The organism is Shewanella sp. SW32 (genome assembly GCF_025653365.1).
GTDB classification, from domain to species: Bacteria; Pseudomonadota; Gammaproteobacteria; order Enterobacterales; family Shewanellaceae; genus Shewanella; species Shewanella oncorhynchi.
On the sequence record NZ_JAKKSJ010000003.1, the window covers coordinates 1 to 17,836 of the forward strand.

The window sequence follows — 17,836 nt, forward strand, 5'->3', positions numbered from 1 at the left end:
AGCAGTGGAAAAAACGATATGGTTATCATCGCCGTTCAATCTCAGAAACCGCCATGTACAGGATAAAACAACTGCTAGGAGGCACGTTGAGCATGCGGAATTATAACGCTCAGGTGGGAGAAGCTTACGCGATGATTAGGGCTTTGAACAAGCTTACTGGGCTAGGTATGCCTGAAACCCACTATGTAGCTTGATATTTGAACAATGATGAGAGTTTTGTTCGCTGACTCGATTTAGGAAACAAAGCCTCATTTACTCTCAATTTGATTTGGATTTACAACATTGGCACAACAAGTGCAATAGCACTATCAGTGTCAATAATAAATCAATATCAACTACCCTGAGAGAATTAGAATGATTAAAGGAATCCTAGTAACAGTTACTCTATTATCTTCAATTGGCTTTGTAGCAAATTCTGCAGCACTTGAAGCGACTTCCAATTCTGGACAAACATCGCTTGAAGCTACTGGTCATCCTGCGGTCAAATTCAAACCACTCGAAGTTGCTGGCCATCCTGCTGTGAAGTTCAAATCACTTGAGGTCGCTGGTCATCCTGCAGTCAAATTCAAACCATTCGAAGTTGCTGGCCATCCTGCTGTGAAGTTCAAATCATTTGAGGTTGCTGGTCATCCTGCAGTGAAATTCAAATCACTTGAAGTTGCAGGTCATCCATGCGTGAAGTTCATTAACTCTGAAGTTGCATAACATTAATCAGGTTAAGGAGAGTGACTATGTTAAATTCTATCAAAAAAGCACTCGGTTTATCCAAGCCAGCACGTAAAAAAGTTAAGTTGCCTGAAGGCTTGAATCACCTTGAAGTGATTTCTGCAAAAGGTTGGTGGAACTAATTTAAGTTCTGTAGCCATGAGTCTAACTCATGTACAGTGATAGTTAATTAAGTTAGCGCAGCTTAGAAACAATAAAGGGAGCATTGGCTCCCTTTAGTTTTAAGTGAATATAAAAGTACTAAATAGTCATGTAGTCATGTAGTCATGTAGTCATGGAAATTACCTAACAAATTAATAAATTAGCTATTTAATATCCCTTCCTCACTACAACGGATTTTCCTCAAGGCTAAATGACTATGTGTCGTAAAGAGTGGATAAGCCAGAGGCCCGAGCACAAAACCCAGCAGCACCCAATGCTTAACAGTAAAACCTGCGGTAAATGCAGCTAAGCCGAAGTACCAAGCCGAGATTAATGCGATAAACATAACCAGCAAAACCACAAACCACCTCTTTAAAAACAACTAAATAAATCATAAAGGTAGAGAAATTAATTCCTCATTAAAATGCGGATGCTACTAGCGTAGTCTTGGTGATTGATGCACATGTTAAATACGTCATTTTAACGGCAGGATAAAAAGTTTTCCGCACTATGCATAAACGAGCAACACTCATTCATCGCTACGCTCTCAGTACAGAACACGTAACACCGAACTCTCGATAAAGGGCTCGGATTATACAAGATCCACATCCCCAATGTGAACATTTTTTAGGCAAAAGCATGCCTTGTGGCAATAAAAAAAGCGGCAATAACCTGCCGCTTTTTTGTCCAATTCTGATTAACTAAGACCTAGATTAACTATGACTTAGATTCACTGAGACTTAGAAAAAGTGCGCGTTTTCTTGCGCCATGGTTTTTAAGCGCTCACAAGGTTCGAATCTGTTACCGAATTGACTTTGATAACCTTCAAGGATCTTCACTAAGTTCGCGGCGCCTAAAGTGTCAATATAATGGAATGGGCCACCGAGGAATGGCGGGAAGCCAATACCGAAAATGGCACCAATATCGCCATCTCTTGGCGATGCGATAATACCATCATCTAAACAACGCACCGCTTCATTGAGCATTTGTACGACACAACGCTCAGCAACCGCTTTTACATCTTTATTGGTGCCAGGCTTAATACCTAACACGCCATAAACACTCTCATCGACGACTTTCGCTTTCTTGCTAGAGTCTTTTTGGCCGTATTGATAAAAGCCTTTGCCATTTTTGCGGCCTTTACGATCGTCACCTAAAAGCTTGTCGAATGCGGCTGGCGCTTTAAAACGTTCACCCAATTCTTTCTCAAGGATCGGTGAAATTTTTGCGCCCACGTCAATACCCACTTCGTCGAGCAAAGTAATCGGTCCCACAGGGAAGCCAAATTTCACTAAAGCTTTATCCAAATGCTCAACACTTTGGCCTTCGAGTAGTAATTGCGCGGCCTCATTCATATACAGAGCCAGAATACGGTTCACGTAGAAACCCGCACCATCCTGCACCACTATCGGTGTTTTACCTTGCTTACGGGCAAATGCGACAGTAGTCGCAATGGTTTCTGGCGACGTTTTAGCATGGGCAATCACTTCCACCAGCGGCATTTTTTCCACTGGCGAGAAATAATGCAGACCAATCACATTTTCAGGACGCGTCGCCGCCTCGGCGATTTGGCTAATAGGTAAAGATGAGGTGTTTGACGCAAAAATCGTGTGCTCACCACACTCACGCTCAATGTCTTTCACCATTTGATGCTTAAGCGCTAAGTCTTCAAATACCGCTTCCACAACGATGTCGGCATCTTTAACGCCTTTATACTCAGTGGTTGTAGTCATCAGCGCCATTAAGTTGTCACGGGCAGCAGGCGTCATATGGCGGCGCTTTACCCCTTTATCCAACAACTTATAAGCGTAGGCTAATGCATTGCTTAAACCTTTTTCACTGATGTCTTTGACGCGAACGGGGATTTTAGCCTTAGTGGTAGTCACAGAGGCGATGCCTCCGCCCATTAAACCACCACCTAAGATCACCGCTTTCTTCACTTTACGCGGCGTAGCACCCTCAGCGCCGGTTTCTTTCTTCATTTCTGTGGTAGCGAAGAAAATACTGCGCAGCGCTTCAGATTCTTTTGATACCACTAATTCGGCAAAGTGACTCGCTTCGACTTCAAGCCCTTTTTGCATCCCCTTCGCAATCCCTTGACGCACGCAGTCAATAATCTTGGCTGGTGCTGGATAATTACCTTGGGTTTTCTTTTCGACTTGTTTAGTCGCTTGATCGAAAATAATGTTACGGCCAAAGCTCGTGCCTTCAAGTACTTGATTAACTAATGACTTTTTAACAGGTTTCGGTGCACGTTTACCAGCAAGCGCCATCTCAACTGCGGTTTGCAGCAAAATGGTCTGCGGTACAACATCATTCACTAAACCCATTTTCAAGGCTTGTTTAGGACGGATTTGTTTACCGGTCAACATCATGTCTAAGGCGGTGGTAATGCCGACTAAACGAGGCAAACGTTGAGTCCCACCGCCGCCAGGTAATAAGCCAAGTTGAACTTCCGGTACACCGAGCATGGTTTTACCATCGTCGCTACATACCCTTTGATGGCAGGCTAAGGCTAACTCTAAACCACCACCTAAACAGGCACCGTGGATTGCCGCCACTACAGGAATTTTTAAGGCTTCTAACTCATTAAAAACCACATGCCCTTGCTGGGATAAGGCTTTGGCATCGGCCGCCGTTTTACAGGCATCGAGCATGGAAATATCCGCGCCCGCAACGAAAGAATCTTTTTTGCCCGAGATCAGCACGAGTCCACGAATATGAGGATCGCTTTTAATCTCAGCCAGAATCTCACTGATTTCAGGGCCAAACTGTGCTTTTAGGGTGTTCATAGTTTCGCCAGGAACATCCATAGTCAAAATGGCAATGCCGTCGTCGCGGCGGGTTAAATTAAAGGTCTTTTCCATGCCGATTACTCCACTTCCACTATCATAGCCACGCCCAAACCACCGGCCGCACAGGCCGTCGTTAAGCCAGTTCCACCACCACGGCGCTTAAGCTCACGACACACTTGGGTGATTAAACGGGTTCCCGTTGCCGCAAAGGGATGACCATAAGCCAGCGAGCCACCGAGCACGTTAAACTTGCTCATGTCGATTTCGCCAATCGCGCGGTTACGGCCGAGTTTTTCTTCGGCAAATTTTTTCGAAGCAAACATCTGCATATTCGCTAATGTCTGCGCAGCAAAGGCTTCGTGCATTTCAATCAGAGTAAGATCTTCTAATTCCATTCCAGCACGTTTTAACGCCAGTGGCGTCGCGTAGGACGGTCCCATCAGCATATCTTGCCACACATCAATGGCGCTAAAGGCGTAACTCTTAATGTAACCAATAGGTTGATAACCTAAGGCTTTGGCTCGACCTTCACTCATCAGGATAATCGCTGAGGCACCGTCCGTCAGTGGCGTACTGTTAGCCGCCGTCACAGTACCATGCTGTTTATCGAATGCAGGACGCAACTTAGCATATGACTCCAGTACCGAGTTTTCACGGATATTGTTATCACGATCGATAAACTGCTTATACGGCGGTATATGCGCGACCATCACTTCGTCACGCAAATGGCCCGAAGCCCAAGTTTCACTCGCTAAGGTATGTGAGCGGTGCGCTAAGGCATCTTGATCGGCACGACTAATATTGTAGGTTTTTGCCATCTGCTCGGCGGTTTGTCCCATAGACAAGCCCGTTGAGTACTCTGCCACCGCAGGCGGCACAGGTAATAAATCCTTTATGCCTAAACGGCGGAAAATTTGTAATTTTTGCCCAAAGCTACGGGCTTTATTCAGATCGACTAACGCATGGGCTAATTTTTTCGATACACCGATAGGCAATACAGAGGAAGAGTCGGCGCCGCCCGCAATACCGATTTCGATATTACCCGTCATGATAGATTCAGCCACGTTTACGGCAGATTGAAAGCTAGTTGCACAGGCGCGAGTGACACTATAGGCATCGGTCGACACATTCATGCCAGTACCGAGTACGATTTCACGGGCAATGTTAGGTGCAGCCGGCATTTGCACGACTTGTCCATACACTAATTGCTCAATCAGCTTAGGATCGAGTTCAGAGCGCGCCAATAATTCATTGACCACCATTTTGCCCATATCGAGCGCCGATACGCCGTGGAATGCCGTGGCTTGCTTTGCAAATGGCGTTCTTAAACCCGCTACAATGGCGATACGTTCACCCTTTGCGTTCGTAACCTGTTGTCTATCACTCATTTGTCACCCTCTTTATGTGCGCAATCGCTGAGAGATTTCAGGCGGCGCTATCGATTTCCGTGTTTGACCCATTGTTTTACGGCAAAAAACGCCCAATAACAGGTCTGACCATTAAAGTGTGATCTGATTCTAACTTCTTGTCAGCAAGTTTTAAACACCTGTTTGTTTTTTTAACACTAGCCAAACCCTAAGGGAATTCTTTACCATAGCTGTTGTCTATAGCCCACACACGTATTTTCAACATAATAAAACGAGTAGCATCATGCCTTTGAGTCGCTTCCACGCATTACGCACTTACCTAAATAAGGTTGTTTTAGGGCAGCCAGTATTGACCGAAAATCTGCTCATTGCCTTAATTGCCAATGGCCACTTATTAGTTGAAGGACCACCGGGGCTGGCAAAGACCCGTGCAGTGAAAGCCTTATGTGACGGGGTTGAGGGCGATTTTCACCGCATTCAATTTACCCCAGATCTGCTACCTGCCGACTTAACTGGCACAGATATCTATCGCTCGCAAACCGGCACCTTCGAATTTGAAGCCGGACCGATTTTCCACAATTTAATCTTGGCGGACGAAATTAACCGCGCCCCAGCCAAAGTTCAGTCAGCCTTATTAGAAGCCATGGCCGAAGGTCAAGTTACAGTTGGTAAGCACAGCTATAAACTTCCACCGCTGTTTTTAGTAATGGCCACCCAAAACCCATTAGAGAACGAAGGCACTTACCCGCTGCCCGAAGCACAGCTTGACCGTTTTCTGATGCACTTAAACCTTGATTACCCAAACGGCGAGACTGAAATCGAAATTCTGCGTCAATCCCGCAAAGAAGCGCTGACCCACGAATTGCCAACCACTGAGCCGATTGCTCAGGCGGATGTGTTTGCCGCCCGTGACGAAGCCATGGAAATCTATCTCGCCGAGCCACTCGAAAAGTACATAGTCGAAATCGTGATGGCGACCCGTGAGCCTTTACGTTACAGCGAAGACTTAGCTAAGTGGCTTGAGTATGGCGTCAGCCCGCGCGCAACTATTTCATTAGAACGCTGCGCCCGCGCCCGTGCTTGGCTGCACGAGCGAGACTTTGTTTCACCAGAAGACATTCAAGCCGTCGCACCGAACGTGTTAAGACACAGATTGCTACTTAGCTACCAAGCACAGGCCGAAGGTGTCAGCCGCGATCACGTGATCAACCACATCTTAAGTCAAGTTGCAGTACCTTAACGGTGAAGATAAAGGTGAAATAAGATGAGTGACACAGCGCGACTCTCAGCCTCAGTCGATGGCTTGCCGCTTTTTGCCGATGGCTTGCATTTAACCGAGCAAGAGCTGCTGGCGTGCCAAAATATCGCCCGTGCTATGCCTGAGCGTTATAGCCGTGCCCGCGCTAATTTAGCGGGCCATCGCAGCAGCTTAATCAAAGGCCGCGGTATGGAGTTTGCCGAGGTGCGCCACTACCAACAGGGCGACGATGTGCGCACCATTGATTGGCGCGTTACCGCTCGTACTGGCACAACTCACACTAAGTTATTTGTCGAAGAACGTGAGCGCCCTATTTTATTGTTAATCGACTTGAGCCAAAGCCTCTATTTTGGTTCGAGTTTATTGCTGCAATCGGTGCAAGCAGGACACCTTGCGACCACCTTAGGTTGGAATGCGATTAACCATGGCGATCGGCTCGGCGCCTTGATCGCCTGCGAGTCTGAGCATTTAGAGCTCAAACCCCGCAGCCGTCGTCAGGGCATATTGCAATTGATCTCAGGCCTGCGCCGTGTGCACGAAAATCAGCTCAATCATGTTGGCAGTGGCCAGCGCGATCCTGACCATATCCTGCGTGCCTGTCAGCGATTACAACGTATCGCCAAACCCGGCTCCTTAGTTTGGATAGTGACAGATGGCAGCCATTTTAGCCCCCAATGTATCGCGCCTCTCACCGAGCTTAAGCGTCATTGCGATGTGGGCGCCTATCTTATTACCGATCCTCTGCGTCAAGGCACACTGCCGTTACCGCACAACTTTAATTTGCCGGTGCGGGATGGGGATGAGAACTTGGTGCTTACCCGCCACAGTTATCAGGCTTGGCTCGACATTCAGTTACGTCAGCAAAACGATTTTATCGCCATGATGCAACAACTGCGCGTACGCACCCAGCTCATAAATGCGGGTGCTCCCCTAGCCCATCAATTGGAATTATTGCGTTAACTATGGATCCAGCAACAGTGAATTCAGAAATAGCAAATCCACAGGCAACAGTACCTATGCCTTCTACGGCGTCAAACCCAGCCCTTGCACAACTGCAGGATATTATTCATCCCGATCCGATCGGCGCTTGGCCTTGGGCAATCGGTTATTGGCTGGTTTTAGCACTTGTGATTGCCCTCATCACACTCTTAGTTATCTGGCTAAGAAAACGCGCCCGTGACTTAGCACCGAAAAAAGCCGCTAAACAGTTACTTAATCAGCTCGATAAACAAGCGACTTCCTATGCCTCTGACGTCAACAGCATATTAAAGCGCACCGCCATGAGTTACCTCAGCAGAGAAGCAATAGCCTCCTTAGATGGCGAAGCTTGGGCGGCTTGGTTAGACAGCTATTTACCCGAGCATAAACGCCAACGTATCAGCCCCTTATTAGCCAAACGCCATCAGGCAACGCCATTGACCTTAGCTGAAGCCAATGAATTACATCAACTCGCACAGGCTTGGTTGGCATCGAAAGCAAAACTGAGTGCGCCTGAGTCGAATCTTGTTCAAGCTAAGGGCTACATTCAAGCTAGTGGCGACGCTCAAGCTAAAAGCCAAGCGCCAACCCAGCAAACTGACACTGAAAAAGCGGAGGCACAATGTTAACAATTGCATGGCCTTGGCTATTGATATTATTACCTTTACCTTTGATTTTTTGGCGCCAACACACAGTACAAGTGGATGGCGGCCGGCTGCAATTACCCGGAATAAGCCAAACGGGTAAACAAAGCTTAGCGGCCAACACGCGCCAAAGTCGCAAACGCTACTGGCTGATGTGGTGCCTGTTAGTGCTCGCTATTGCTCGTCCTCAATGGCTTGGTGAACCTATCGAACTGCCAAGCCAAGGCCGCGATTTGATGATGGCGGTGGATTTATCCGGCAGTATGCAGATTGAAGACATGGTGGTGAATGGCAAAACCGTCGATCGTTTCACTTTAATTCAGCACGTCGTCAGTGACTTTATCGAGCGCCGCAAAGGTGATCGTATCGGCTTGATCCTCTTTGCCGATCACGCCTATTTACAGGCGCCGCTGACCCAAGACAGACGTTCAGTCGCGCAATTTTTAAAAGAAGCACAAATTGGCTTAGTCGGTAAGCAAACCGCCATAGGTGAAGCCATCGCGCTGGCGGTAAAACGCTTCGATAAAATGGACGAGAGTAATAGAGTGTTGATTTTATTGACCGACGGTTCTAACAACGCGGGCAATATCGAACCAGAGCAAGCAGCGCAAATTGCCGCTAATCGTAAAGTTACTATTTATACGGTTGGTGTGGGCGCAGATGTAATGGAGCGCCGTACACTCTTTGGCCGCGAGCGGGTTAATCCTTCGATGGATCTGGATGAAAACCAACTTAAGCATATCGCTGACGTCACCCACGGCCGTTATTTTCGCGCCCGTAACAGCCAAGAGCTAGACCAGATTTACCAAGAAATCGATAAACTCGAACCTGTGAGTCGCGATCAATTAAGCTATCGTCCGCAGGCAGATCTGTTCTACTGGCCGCTGGCACTGGCATTACTGACGAGTCTGTGGATTGCCTTAGGTCAATTGCCACTCTTTGCAGCGCGCCGCGTTAAACCCTCTGTCGCAACCACTTCACAGGGGAACATCAAATAATGAGCCTACATTTTATTCGTCCCGAATGGCTACTCGCACTAGTACCGCTAGCCTTAGCCTTGTTGAGTTTATGGCGGCAACACGAGAGCCACAGCGCGTGGAATCGTTATATTGCGCCGCACTTAGCCAAGATATTGGTCACCCAAGGCAATAAGAAATCCCGCCGTCCGTTGCATTTATTAGCCTTAACTTGGTTGATTGCGACCTTAGCACTCGCCGGACCTGCCGTTAATAAACAATCCTTACCTGTGTTTGCCGCCGAGCAAGGCCGCGTACTGGTGATGGACATGTCCGTATCTATGTTCGCCACCGATCTTGCGCCGAATCGGTTAACCCAAGCCAAATTTAGGGCAACGGATCTCCTGCGTAATCTTAAAGAAGGTGAAACAGGTTTAGTCGCCTTTGCCGGCGATGCCTTTACTATCAGCCCGTTAACGCGCGATACCGGCACGCTACTCAATTTACTGCCGACGTTAAGTCCTGAGATCATGCCCGTTCGTGGCTCAAACTTAGCGGCAGGCTTGACCCAAGCCAAAACGCTACTGGCTCAGGGTGGGCATATTCGCGGTGATATTATCCTGATGACAGATGGCATAACTGCTGCCCAGTTTGATGAGGCTAACTCGGCATTTAGTGGCACCCAATATCGCCTCGCCGTCGTCGCTTTTGGTACCAGCCAAGGCGCGCCAATTCGTCTATCCGATGGACAATTACAACGCGACAGCAGCAACGAAGTCGTTGTGGCCAGCACTGATTTCGCTCTGCTACAAAAACTGGCCGTGAATAACAAAGGCGTTCTGATCCAGAATCGCACCGACGGTAATGATCTCGCCCAATTACAGCAATGGTTAAGCGATGCTGGCGATGCGAAAGCCACAGATCTTGATGGTGAAACTTGGCAGGATCTCGGTCCTTACCTCGCCTTATTATTACTGCTACCCGCCCTTTTCAGCTTTAGACAAGGAATCGTGGCCAGTGTTGGATTTGTCACTCTTGCTGGCAGCTTACTGATCGCGGCTGCGCCTCAGCCTGCCCATGCCAGTATGTGGGACAATGCCTGGGACAATGTGTGGAAAACCACAGATCAACAAGCGATGCAGGCCTATCAATCCCAAGATTACGCAAACGCCGCTAAGCAGTTTGAGTCGCCCCAATGGCGTGGCAGCGCCCAATATAAAGCTGGTGATTTTGCGCAAGCACTAAAAACCTTCGAGCAAGATAGCTCAGCCCAAGGCCTCTACAATCAAGGCAATGCGTTGATGCAACTCGGTAAACCCGATAAGGCCAAGGAGCGCTATCAAGCCGCGCTTGAGAAACAAGCTGATTTCCCTGCGGCGAAGGCCAACCTTGAACTGGCTGAAAAGTTATTGCAGGAACAGCAACAACAGCAAGGTAAAAACGAGCAACAGGATAAGAACCAAGGTCAACAAGGTGATCAACAGTCTGGCGACCAACAATCCGGTGACCAAAAATCGCAGGATAAACAGCAATCTGACCAAGATAGCGCTCAGAAAGATAAGCAAGATCAAGCGGGACAAAAGTCTCAGGATCAACAGGACGATGCCGACGCGGATCAAAGCCCTGAGCAGCAAAAAACGGATGAGCAACAGTCTGAGCAAGATAAGCAAAATGGCAATGCTCAGGATCAGCAGGATGAAGCCAAGCAGCAAAATGGCGAGCAGGATGCGCAGGAAAATGGCGAGCAGGATGCGCAGGAAAATGAGCCGGTAGACAATTCACCTGTAGAAAATGAAGCTAAGATGCAAGCGCAGGCTAAAGCCGATGCTGAAGAGCAAAAGTCAGCAAAACAAGAAAAGCAAAGCGTTGCCGCCAAAGAAGCTCCTGAGCAAAATGCGCAAGATAAACAAGAGGCTGCTATGAGTGAATCGGTCGAGGCACCGCCAACCAATAGCGAGCCACTGCCCGCAGAAATGCAACGAGCACTGAGGGGCGTGAGTGAAGACCCGCAAGTGTTACTGCGCAACAAGATGCTGTTGGAATATCAAAAACGCCGTCAAAATGGCCAAATATCAAAGGATAACGAACAGTGGTGACGAGACAATTTTTTATCCTGCTACTCCTTGCCATCGGAGTAGCCCATCCCGCCTTTGCACTTAGCAAAATTGAGGCCTCGGTCGATCGCAACCCAGTGATGGAGGGCGAATACTTTGTGCTCAACATCAGTGTCGATGACGAAGTCGATACCGGTAAGCTAGACACATCCGCCCTACTGAAAGATTTTATTGTCGGCCGTACTAGCGTGAGCCGCAGCACGCAAATCATGAACTTCGATGCGGTCAAAGAAACCCGCTGGCAAGTACTGCTCGCGCCAAAACAACAAGGCCAGTTAACCATTCCAGCCTTTAGTATTGACGGCGTCGGCTCATCGCCTATTCCACTCAAAGTGGTCGAAACTGGTAGCCAGCCCGCGCAAATGAACAATCTGTTCATTGACGCCAAAGTCTCGACCGACGAAGCCTATGTTGGGCAGCTCATTACCTACAAAGTGAAACTCTATCTGGCGGTAGAATTACAAAGGGGCGTATTGAGTGCACCAGTAATCGAAGGCGCACAGATCAAACAAATCGGAGAAGATAGGGATGGTTCAGAGATAGTCGATGGCCGACGTTACCGCGTGATTGAACGCACCTATGGCATCATTCCCGATTTGCCCGGCCAAGTGAATATCAAAGGTGCAACCTTTGCTGGCGATGTGCTGGTAGAATCCCAACGCCGCGGCGGCATGTTTGGCTTTAATGAAAGCCGCCCAATGCAAGCAGGCGCGCCCTCACTGACAGTTCAAGTGAATCCTGCACCAACAAGCTTCCAAGGCCAATGGCTGGTTGCCGATTTAGTAGCGCTAAAAGAAAACTTCCCTGAGGATATTAAAAAGTTTACCGTCGGTAGCCCTATCACCCGCACTATTACACTGTTGGCTTCCAATGCCGATGAAAATAGTCTGCCTGATATAGTGCAAACTCTGCCCGATGAGCTTAAGTCATACCCAGAAAAACCTCAGCGGCAGACCTTTGTGCGCGATGCACAAATTGTTTCGCAGTACAGTATTACTTCGGCAATCGTTCCCAGCAAAGCAGGCACCTTTACCTTGCCCGAAATCAAAGTGCCTTGGTGGAATCCGCGCCTTAAACGTCAAGAAACTGCAACGCTGCCCGCGCGTACCATAATCGTTGAAGGTGGTGCTGTCAGTGATACGCCAGCTCAACCAACATGGGAAACCAACTCCGCGGCCGATAAGGGCTGGTCTTGGCTAACCATGGTTTTTGCTGCTCTATGGCTGGTCACTCTAGTCGCTTGGATTATCACCTTAGTCGCTTGGCGCCGCGCCTTAAAAAATCAAACGGCCGCCCAAATTTCAGTAAACTCTTCAATCAGTTCAGCACAATCAGTGACTGCCTCCGGCTTGAAAGGATTAGAGCAAGCCTGCGCCAGTGGCGATGTGAGTCGAATTATGTTGCAATTGCAGCGATATTTCAGTGAGTTACAGCAAACGCCTATGACATTAGATAAGATTGCTGAGCAGTCACCACAACTGGCAGCAGCGATACAGCAACTGCAAATCAAAGCCTACAGTGCGAAGGCCGATAAGAGCCACCATACTGACAGTGCTAATACGAGCAGTGCGAATTCTAACAATACAAATAGCCACTTAAGCGCCGAATGTACCGCCTTACTTAACGCGGTTAAGGCCTGTGAGCATAAACATTCAAACCCAAAATCAGCACCATTAAGCCCACTGAATCCTAAATAAATGATGGGGTTAATGACAAAGAAGCGAGTGCTACCATGCTAAATATTCCGCCAAAAAGCCCAAAGATAAAAAATGTTTGCTAACTGGCGCAAGAAATCCGTCGAGCCCGCGGTCTCTTCTGACATGCTAAGCAAACAACGACGATACAACAGCCTAGTCATGGCGCTACATGCAGACATTTTCCGCTACGCCTATTGGTTATGCGGCGATAAGCACGTGGCTGAAGACATTACCCAAGAAACCTTCTTGCGGGCGTGGCGCTCTTTGGATTCCCTCAAGGATGATAAAGCGGCGAAAGCTTGGCTGATCACGATTCTTAGGCGTGAAAATGCGCGGCGTTTCGAGCGTAAACAGTTCGATTATTCCGACGTTGAGCAAGATACCTTAGAGGACAATATCTCCAATAGCAGTGAAGAGCAGACCGAGCAATATCTGATCCGTCGACAAATTGGCAAGCTGGATATCGAATACCGCGAACCACTCTTACTCCAGCTCATTGGTGGCTTTAGCGGCGATGAAATCGCCGAGCTGATGGAGCTCAATCGCAACACCGTAATGACGCGTTTATTTCGGGCGAGGAGCCAATTGAAAGAATTACTTGAGAAGAATGATGTGAGAGGTCAATCCAATGGATGAGCTTAAATTTAGACGTCAAGCTTATGAAGATCCTCATAATCAAGATGCTGACTTTCTGGCGCAGATCAATGCAAAGCCAGAAAACCAAGCCCTAATCAATGAGCTTAAAAACCTTGATGCCAAACTGAGCAACGCATTGAAAGTAGATGTGGCTGAGGATCTCGCCGACAAACTCATTTTGCGTCAGCAGTTACAACAGCACCATAAACAGCGCCGGCAAACGTTTTTTTTAGTGGCCATGGCAGCCTCGGTTGCGTTTGTGGTAGGGATCAGCTTCAGCCTATTACGCTTAGGGCCTATTGATTTGGCTGAACATGCACTGGCCCATGTCTACCATGAAGATATTGCCTTGCATGTCGATCAAAATGTCAATTTTAGTCAAGTCAATGCCCAGCTTGCGTCGATAAAAGACTTTGGCAATGCCAAATTTACCCAACAACCGGGCAAAGTGTATTACACCTCTTATTGCGATTTTCAAGGGGTAAAAAGCCTGCACTTAGTACTTCAGGGCGAACAAAGTAAGGTGACACTCTTTATCGTGCCACTCGAGAAACGTATGGTGTTGGATAAAACCTTCGCCGACGGTAAATATCAAGGAATGGGCTTTGAAACGCCCGATGCATTTATTTTGCTAATAGGTGAGGATCAAGCTGACCTTAGCTATATAAAAGACGAAATCAAGAATATATTTATTTAAGACATTGTTATAAATTGCATTTAAAAATCAATCTCCGATATTTTCATGTTATCGGAGGTTAGATTTCAATCACACTTACATCTGCTAATGGGCGCACGTTCAAACATCTGGTAGCATGCTTGCCACTTTTAATAATAAAAAGATGGGAAAAGGCAAGATGACGATTGAAACCCCGATTTTAATCACATTTGTTGGTTACTTAGTATTGATGATGGGCATAGGTTTTTGGGCTTACCGTGCTACCGATACTGTTGATGATTATATTTTAGGTGGCCGCAAAATGGGCCCCGCAGTGACCGCACTCAGCGTGGGAGCATCTGACATGTCAGGTTGGCTGTTACTGGGGTTACCCGGCGCAGTTTACTTAAGCGGTTTAGGTGCAGCCTGGATTGGCGTAGGATTAATTATTGGTGCTTGGCTAAACTGGTTATTTGTTGCCAAGCGACTGCGCATTTATACCCAACTCGCCGATAACGCCCTCACTTTACCGGATTTTTTCGAGAAACGTTTCCACGATACCCAAGGCTATCTCAAGCTCGTTTCCGCAATCACTATTCTGGTGTTTTTTACTTTCTATGCCTCCTCAGGCATGGTCGGTGGCGCGATTTTGTTTGAGAAAGTCTTTGGGCTTGATTACACCGCAGCCCTCGTGATTGGCTCGGCCATCATAGTCGGTTACACCTTTATTGGCGGTTTCTTTGCCGTGTGTTGGACTGACTTTTTCCAAGGCAGTTTAATGCTCATCGCCCTATTGATTGTCCCTTTCGCCGTTTTCGTTCACCCAGAAAGCCATGCAGGTATTGAAACGATTGATCCCGCAATGTTGGCATTGGTCAATGACAAAACCACTGCCATCGGCATGTTATCTTTGCTCGCATGGGGCCTAGGTTATTTTGGTCAGCCACATATTTTGTCGCGTTTTATGGCGATAGGCAGTGCCGATGCCCTGCCCTTGTCACGCCGTATTGCCATGAGCTGGATGGTGTTATCTCTCATTGGCGCGTTAGCCACAGGTATCGCAGGCTCGCTCTATTTCGCCAAAGAGCCATTGGCCAATTCTGAAACGGTATTTATCCATTTAGCTCAAGCGGCGTTTAACCCATGGATTGGTGGGCTATTAATCGCCGCTATTTTATCGGCAATCATGAGTACTATCGACTCACAACTCTTAGTCTGCTCAAGTGTCATTACCGAAGATTTCTACCGTAAATGGTTGCGCCCAAAGGCCGATGATCGCGAGCTAATGATGGTAGGTCGTTTAGGCGTGCTCGCTATCGCTGTGATTGCAGGTGTGATAGCACTCAATCCTGAAAGTACCGTACTTAGCCTAGTGAGTTATGCTTGGGCAGGCTTTGGTGCGGCCTTTGGTCCCGTAGTCTTGTTATCCTTGTTTTGGAAGCAATACAGCCGTAATGGCGCTATCGCCACTATTATTGTCGGCGCATTGACTGTGGTGATTTGGAAGCAACTCACTGGTGGCATTTTTGAAGTATACGAAATCCTTCCTGGGTTTATATTCGCGACTATTGCGGGTATTTTAGTCAGTAAATTCTCTGCTCCAAGTGAAAAAGTAACGACAGAGTTCGAACAATTTAAGTCTGCACTCTAATCTAGATATGCTTCCATATGTTAAAAAGCGCACAAGTGTGCGCTTTTTACATTTTGTATCCTTTTAAATGCCCAACACACCATTACAAACCGTTAACTTCAATTGAAACCCATAGCGGTACCCAAAGCCCTTCATATCAAGCATCTGGCCAGACCATTCAAGCATACTAAAGTATCACTCTTGTTTTAAAGACTTTTAATTAACTGAAAATTAACATATTTCACTTCTGGTCGGACTTGTTGAGGGTACATTGAATCCATAAGATGCCGGAGACTAATAAATGGATTTAAATACTTTCGGCGGACTAGGACCGAATAAAAATCCAATACTTATAAAAAATAGAGAGAATAATAATGAAAACATTCAACAAGACACTCATTGCCGTTTCTGTCGCATTAGCAAGCACACAAACCTTAGCTTCAGGTTTTCAACTAAACAGCCAATCAGCAACGGGTATGGGCCGTGCATTTGCGGGTGATGCGGTTATTGCCGATAACGCTTCTGTGTTATCACGTAACCCTGCTGCTATGGCATTATTCGATAAAGATGCGATCTCCTTCGGCTTAACTTATGCCGATATTACTGTTGATGTTAAAGACGTTAACTTTGCCGGTGGTGCCGTTGACTTAGGCAGCATCGATGACGCGGGTAGCTCTAAAATTATCCCTAATATTTTCTACATCCACCCCATCGACGATAAGTTCGCCGTAGGTTTTGCCGCTTTCTCTAACTTTGGTACCGGTACCGATGCCAGCTCACTTTCAAAGAGTTTACCAGCAGGCTCACCAGCACCTTATGATCTGCTTGGCGAAACAGAAGTAACAACGGTTAATTTTAACACCAGCCTTTCATACCGTATTAATGACATGTTCAGTATCGGTGCTGGTATTGATGCCATTTACGGTGAAGGCCGTTTAACCCGTAACATGGGCGCGACACCTCTGGTTGACGTCGACGCTGACGGTTGGGCGTTTGGTGGTATTGTGGGTGCCACAATTGAGTTAGATAAAGACAATCGTTTCGGTATCAGCTACCGTTTCAGCCCAACAGTGAATGTTAAAGGTGATGTTAATACCATTACATCAACCAATATACCAAATGTTGGACAAGTGGCTGTTGCCACCAGTTTTGATAGTTTAGATGTACCGCTAGCGGATATCTTCCAAGTTGCAGGTTTTCATCAAATCACCCCTAAGTTTGCTCTGCACTATACAGCACAGCACACCCAATGGGGTAATTTTGAACAAATCACAGCTAAAGATGGTGTTGCAACCATTCCAGCTGTTGGAGTGACTCAAGCCGTAGGTGATGTTGCGCTGAAAGAATACCAATGGAAAGATTCATGGTTATTCAGCCTAGGTGGCACTTACACAATCAACGAACAATTCACCGTGCGCGCGGGTTATATGCATGACCAAGGCGTTGTGGACGAAATCAGCTCTATTTCATTCCCAGACTCTGACCGTAACTGGTATACAGCGGGTATGAGCTACCACATCAACCCACAAAACACGGTTGACTTTGGTATCGCTTATATTAAAGGTGAAGAAGTTCACTTGATCGAAAACAGCTCTATCACAGGCATAGGCCCTGTTAATGCGATTACTGAATCGAGTGGTATGTACTACTCAGTTCAATACAGCTACCAGTTCTAAGCTAAACGCTTAACCCCAAAAGCCGCATTTTTTGCGGCTTTTTTGTATCTTAAGCATTTATTGCCTAAAGTTAATTCATACTCCTGTAAACGCAGCTACGGCTATGGCTAAAGTCATTGGACTCGGTGGAATTTTCTTTAAAAGTGTCGATCCCGTTGCCTTGGCAACTTGGTACAAAACCCATCTTCAAGTCCCCATTGAAAACTGGGGCGGCGCCGCGTTTTATCACACAGATAAATCAACTCTTGGCTACCATGTTTGGACCCCTTTCGCCCATAGCACGGACTATTTCGCCCCCTCAGATAAAGGGTTTATGTTCAACTTTGTCGTTGACGATCTAGAGCAAGCCCTAGTACAAGTAGAGCAAGGTGGCGGTCAACCGATTGGGGGTATTGAAGATTCAGAATTTGGCCGCTTTGGCTGGTTTATTGACCCTGATGGCAATAAAGTCGAATTATGGCAGCCAAGCGCCATCCCTCCTGAAAAATAAAATGCTTTAAACAGATATTTCAAAACTCATCTCTCAACATAATCTCCTCTGCCTTAAGCGGCATCTATTCCGA

At 47.1% G+C, this 17,836-nt stretch carries 15 protein-coding genes and 1 pseudogene; 13 read left to right on the plus strand and 3 right to left on the minus strand.

Annotation, left to right across the window (positions count from 1 at the left end; translation table 11 throughout):
* Together L5M28_RS02050 and L5M28_RS02055 are read left to right on the plus strand one after the other, a co-directional pair.
* Window positions 1–194, plus strand: a pseudogene (locus L5M28_RS02050) (IS5/IS1182 family transposase); the annotation flags it as partial.
* 160 nt (window positions 195–354) lie between these two features.
* Window positions 355–705 (plus strand): hypothetical protein, encoded by a 351-nt coding sequence (locus tag L5M28_RS02055; RefSeq protein WP_263202307.1) that lies wholly within the window; start codon window positions 355–357, stop codon window positions 703–705.
* Between the two features lie 322 nt (window positions 706–1,027).
* On the opposite strand, the gene L5M28_RS02060 is transcribed toward L5M28_RS02055, so the two are convergent.
* The 3 genes from L5M28_RS02060 to fadI all read right to left on the minus strand — a co-directional run bounded on the left by L5M28_RS02060 (window position 1,028) and on the right by fadI (window position 5,050).
* Complete coding sequence (locus L5M28_RS02060) at window positions 1,028–1,228, minus strand: hypothetical protein (protein WP_263202309.1); 201 nt, start codon at window positions 1,226–1,228, stop codon at window positions 1,028–1,030.
* A gap of 379 nt (window positions 1,229–1,607) precedes the next feature.
* Window positions 1,608–3,734, minus strand: coding sequence for a fatty acid oxidation complex subunit alpha FadJ (gene fadJ / locus L5M28_RS02065; protein WP_263202310.1), 2,127 nt, complete (start codon window positions 3,732–3,734; stop codon window positions 1,608–1,610).
* Between the two features lie 5 nt (window positions 3,735–3,739).
* Complete coding sequence (gene fadI, locus L5M28_RS02070) at window positions 3,740–5,050, minus strand: acetyl-CoA C-acyltransferase FadI (RefSeq protein ID WP_028761050.1); 1,311 nt, start codon at window positions 5,048–5,050, stop codon at window positions 3,740–3,742.
* Window positions 5,051–5,312: 262 nt separating this feature from the next.
* Between fadI and L5M28_RS02075 the strand changes: the two genes are divergently transcribed.
* The 11 genes from L5M28_RS02075 (at window position 5,313) to L5M28_RS02125 (ending at window position 17,763) form a co-directional block, all read left to right on the plus strand.
* A complete protein-coding gene (locus L5M28_RS02075; protein ID WP_263202312.1) occupies window positions 5,313–6,269 on the plus strand; it encodes an AAA family ATPase in 957 nt (318 codons plus the stop codon).
* Window positions 6,270–6,293: 24 nt separating this feature from the next.
* Complete coding sequence (locus L5M28_RS02080; RefSeq protein WP_263202313.1) at window positions 6,294–7,247, plus strand: DUF58 domain-containing protein; 954 nt, start codon at window positions 6,294–6,296, stop codon at window positions 7,245–7,247.
* A gap of 2 nt (window positions 7,248–7,249) precedes the next feature.
* Entirely contained in the window at window positions 7,250–7,894 is a 645-nt protein-coding gene (locus L5M28_RS02085) for a DUF4381 domain-containing protein (protein ID WP_263202315.1), read from the plus strand.
* Entirely contained in the window at window positions 7,888–8,907 is a 1,020-nt protein-coding gene (locus tag L5M28_RS02090) for a vWA domain-containing protein (protein ID WP_131525283.1), read from the plus strand. The genes L5M28_RS02085 and L5M28_RS02090 overlap by 7 nt, the downstream gene beginning before the upstream one ends.
* Window positions 8,907–10,961 (plus strand): vWA domain-containing protein, encoded by a 2,055-nt coding sequence (locus L5M28_RS02095; protein ID WP_263202316.1) that lies wholly within the window; start codon window positions 8,907–8,909, stop codon window positions 10,959–10,961. Before L5M28_RS02090 ends, L5M28_RS02095 begins: the two co-directional genes overlap by 1 nt.
* Window positions 10,955–12,676: a BatD family protein gene (locus L5M28_RS02100; protein ID WP_263202318.1), complete on the plus strand. Its 1,722-nt coding sequence runs from the start codon at window positions 10,955–10,957 to the stop codon at window positions 12,674–12,676. Before L5M28_RS02095 ends, L5M28_RS02100 begins: the two co-directional genes overlap by 7 nt.
* A gap of 72 nt (window positions 12,677–12,748) precedes the next feature.
* Window positions 12,749–13,312 (plus strand): sigma-70 family RNA polymerase sigma factor, encoded by a 564-nt coding sequence (locus tag L5M28_RS02105; RefSeq protein ID WP_263202320.1) that lies wholly within the window; start codon window positions 12,749–12,751, stop codon window positions 13,310–13,312.
* On the plus strand, window positions 13,305–14,009 hold the full coding sequence (locus L5M28_RS02110; protein ID WP_131525286.1) for a DUF3379 domain-containing protein: 705 nt from the start codon (window positions 13,305–13,307) through the stop codon (window positions 14,007–14,009). Before L5M28_RS02105 ends, L5M28_RS02110 begins: the two co-directional genes overlap by 8 nt.
* A 157-nt stretch (window positions 14,010–14,166) precedes the next feature.
* Window positions 14,167–15,618, plus strand: a complete 1,452-nt coding sequence (putP, locus tag L5M28_RS02115; RefSeq protein WP_263202322.1) for a sodium/proline symporter PutP — start codon at window positions 14,167–14,169, stop codon at window positions 15,616–15,618.
* Window positions 15,619–15,971: 353 nt separating this feature from the next.
* Window positions 15,972–17,273: an OmpP1/FadL family transporter gene (locus L5M28_RS02120; protein ID WP_263202324.1), complete on the plus strand. Its 1,302-nt coding sequence runs from the start codon at window positions 15,972–15,974 to the stop codon at window positions 17,271–17,273.
* Window positions 17,274–17,376: 103 nt separating this feature from the next.
* Window positions 17,377–17,763, plus strand: coding sequence for a VOC family protein (locus L5M28_RS02125; protein ID WP_028761061.1), 387 nt, complete (start codon window positions 17,377–17,379; stop codon window positions 17,761–17,763).
* Window positions 17,764–17,836 lie beyond the last annotated feature (73 nt).

Bases quoted from the DNA above. Each gene is read 5' to 3' on its own strand.
- L5M28_RS02125 (WP_028761061.1), top strand. From the start codon at position 17,377: ATGGCTAAAGTCATTGGACTCGGTGGAATTTTCTTTAAAAGTGTCGAT.
- fadI (WP_028761050.1), bottom strand. From the start codon at position 5,050: ATGAGTGATAGACAACAGGTTACGAACGCAAAGGGTGAACGTATCGCC.
- L5M28_RS02055 (WP_263202307.1), top strand. From the start codon at position 355: ATGATTAAAGGAATCCTAGTAACAGTTACTCTATTATCTTCAATTGGC.
- fadJ (WP_263202310.1), bottom strand. From the start codon at position 3,734: ATGGAAAAGACCTTTAATTTAACCCGCCGCGACGACGGCATTGCCATT.
- L5M28_RS02080 (WP_263202313.1), top strand. From the start codon at position 6,294: ATGAGTGACACAGCGCGACTCTCAGCCTCAGTCGATGGCTTGCCGCTT.
- L5M28_RS02085 (WP_263202315.1), top strand. From the start codon at position 7,250: ATGGATCCAGCAACAGTGAATTCAGAAATAGCAAATCCACAGGCAACA.
- L5M28_RS02105 (WP_263202320.1), top strand. From the start codon at position 12,749: ATGTTTGCTAACTGGCGCAAGAAATCCGTCGAGCCCGCGGTCTCTTCT.
- L5M28_RS02110 (WP_131525286.1), top strand. From the start codon at position 13,305: ATGGATGAGCTTAAATTTAGACGTCAAGCTTATGAAGATCCTCATAAT.
- L5M28_RS02095 (WP_263202316.1), top strand. From the start codon at position 8,907: ATGAGCCTACATTTTATTCGTCCCGAATGGCTACTCGCACTAGTACCG.
- L5M28_RS02090 (WP_131525283.1), top strand. From the start codon at position 7,888: ATGTTAACAATTGCATGGCCTTGGCTATTGATATTATTACCTTTACCT.
- putP (WP_263202322.1), top strand. From the start codon at position 14,167: ATGACGATTGAAACCCCGATTTTAATCACATTTGTTGGTTACTTAGTA.
- L5M28_RS02075 (WP_263202312.1), top strand. From the start codon at position 5,313: ATGCCTTTGAGTCGCTTCCACGCATTACGCACTTACCTAAATAAGGTT.
- L5M28_RS02120 (WP_263202324.1), top strand. From the start codon at position 15,972: ATGAAAACATTCAACAAGACACTCATTGCCGTTTCTGTCGCATTAGCA.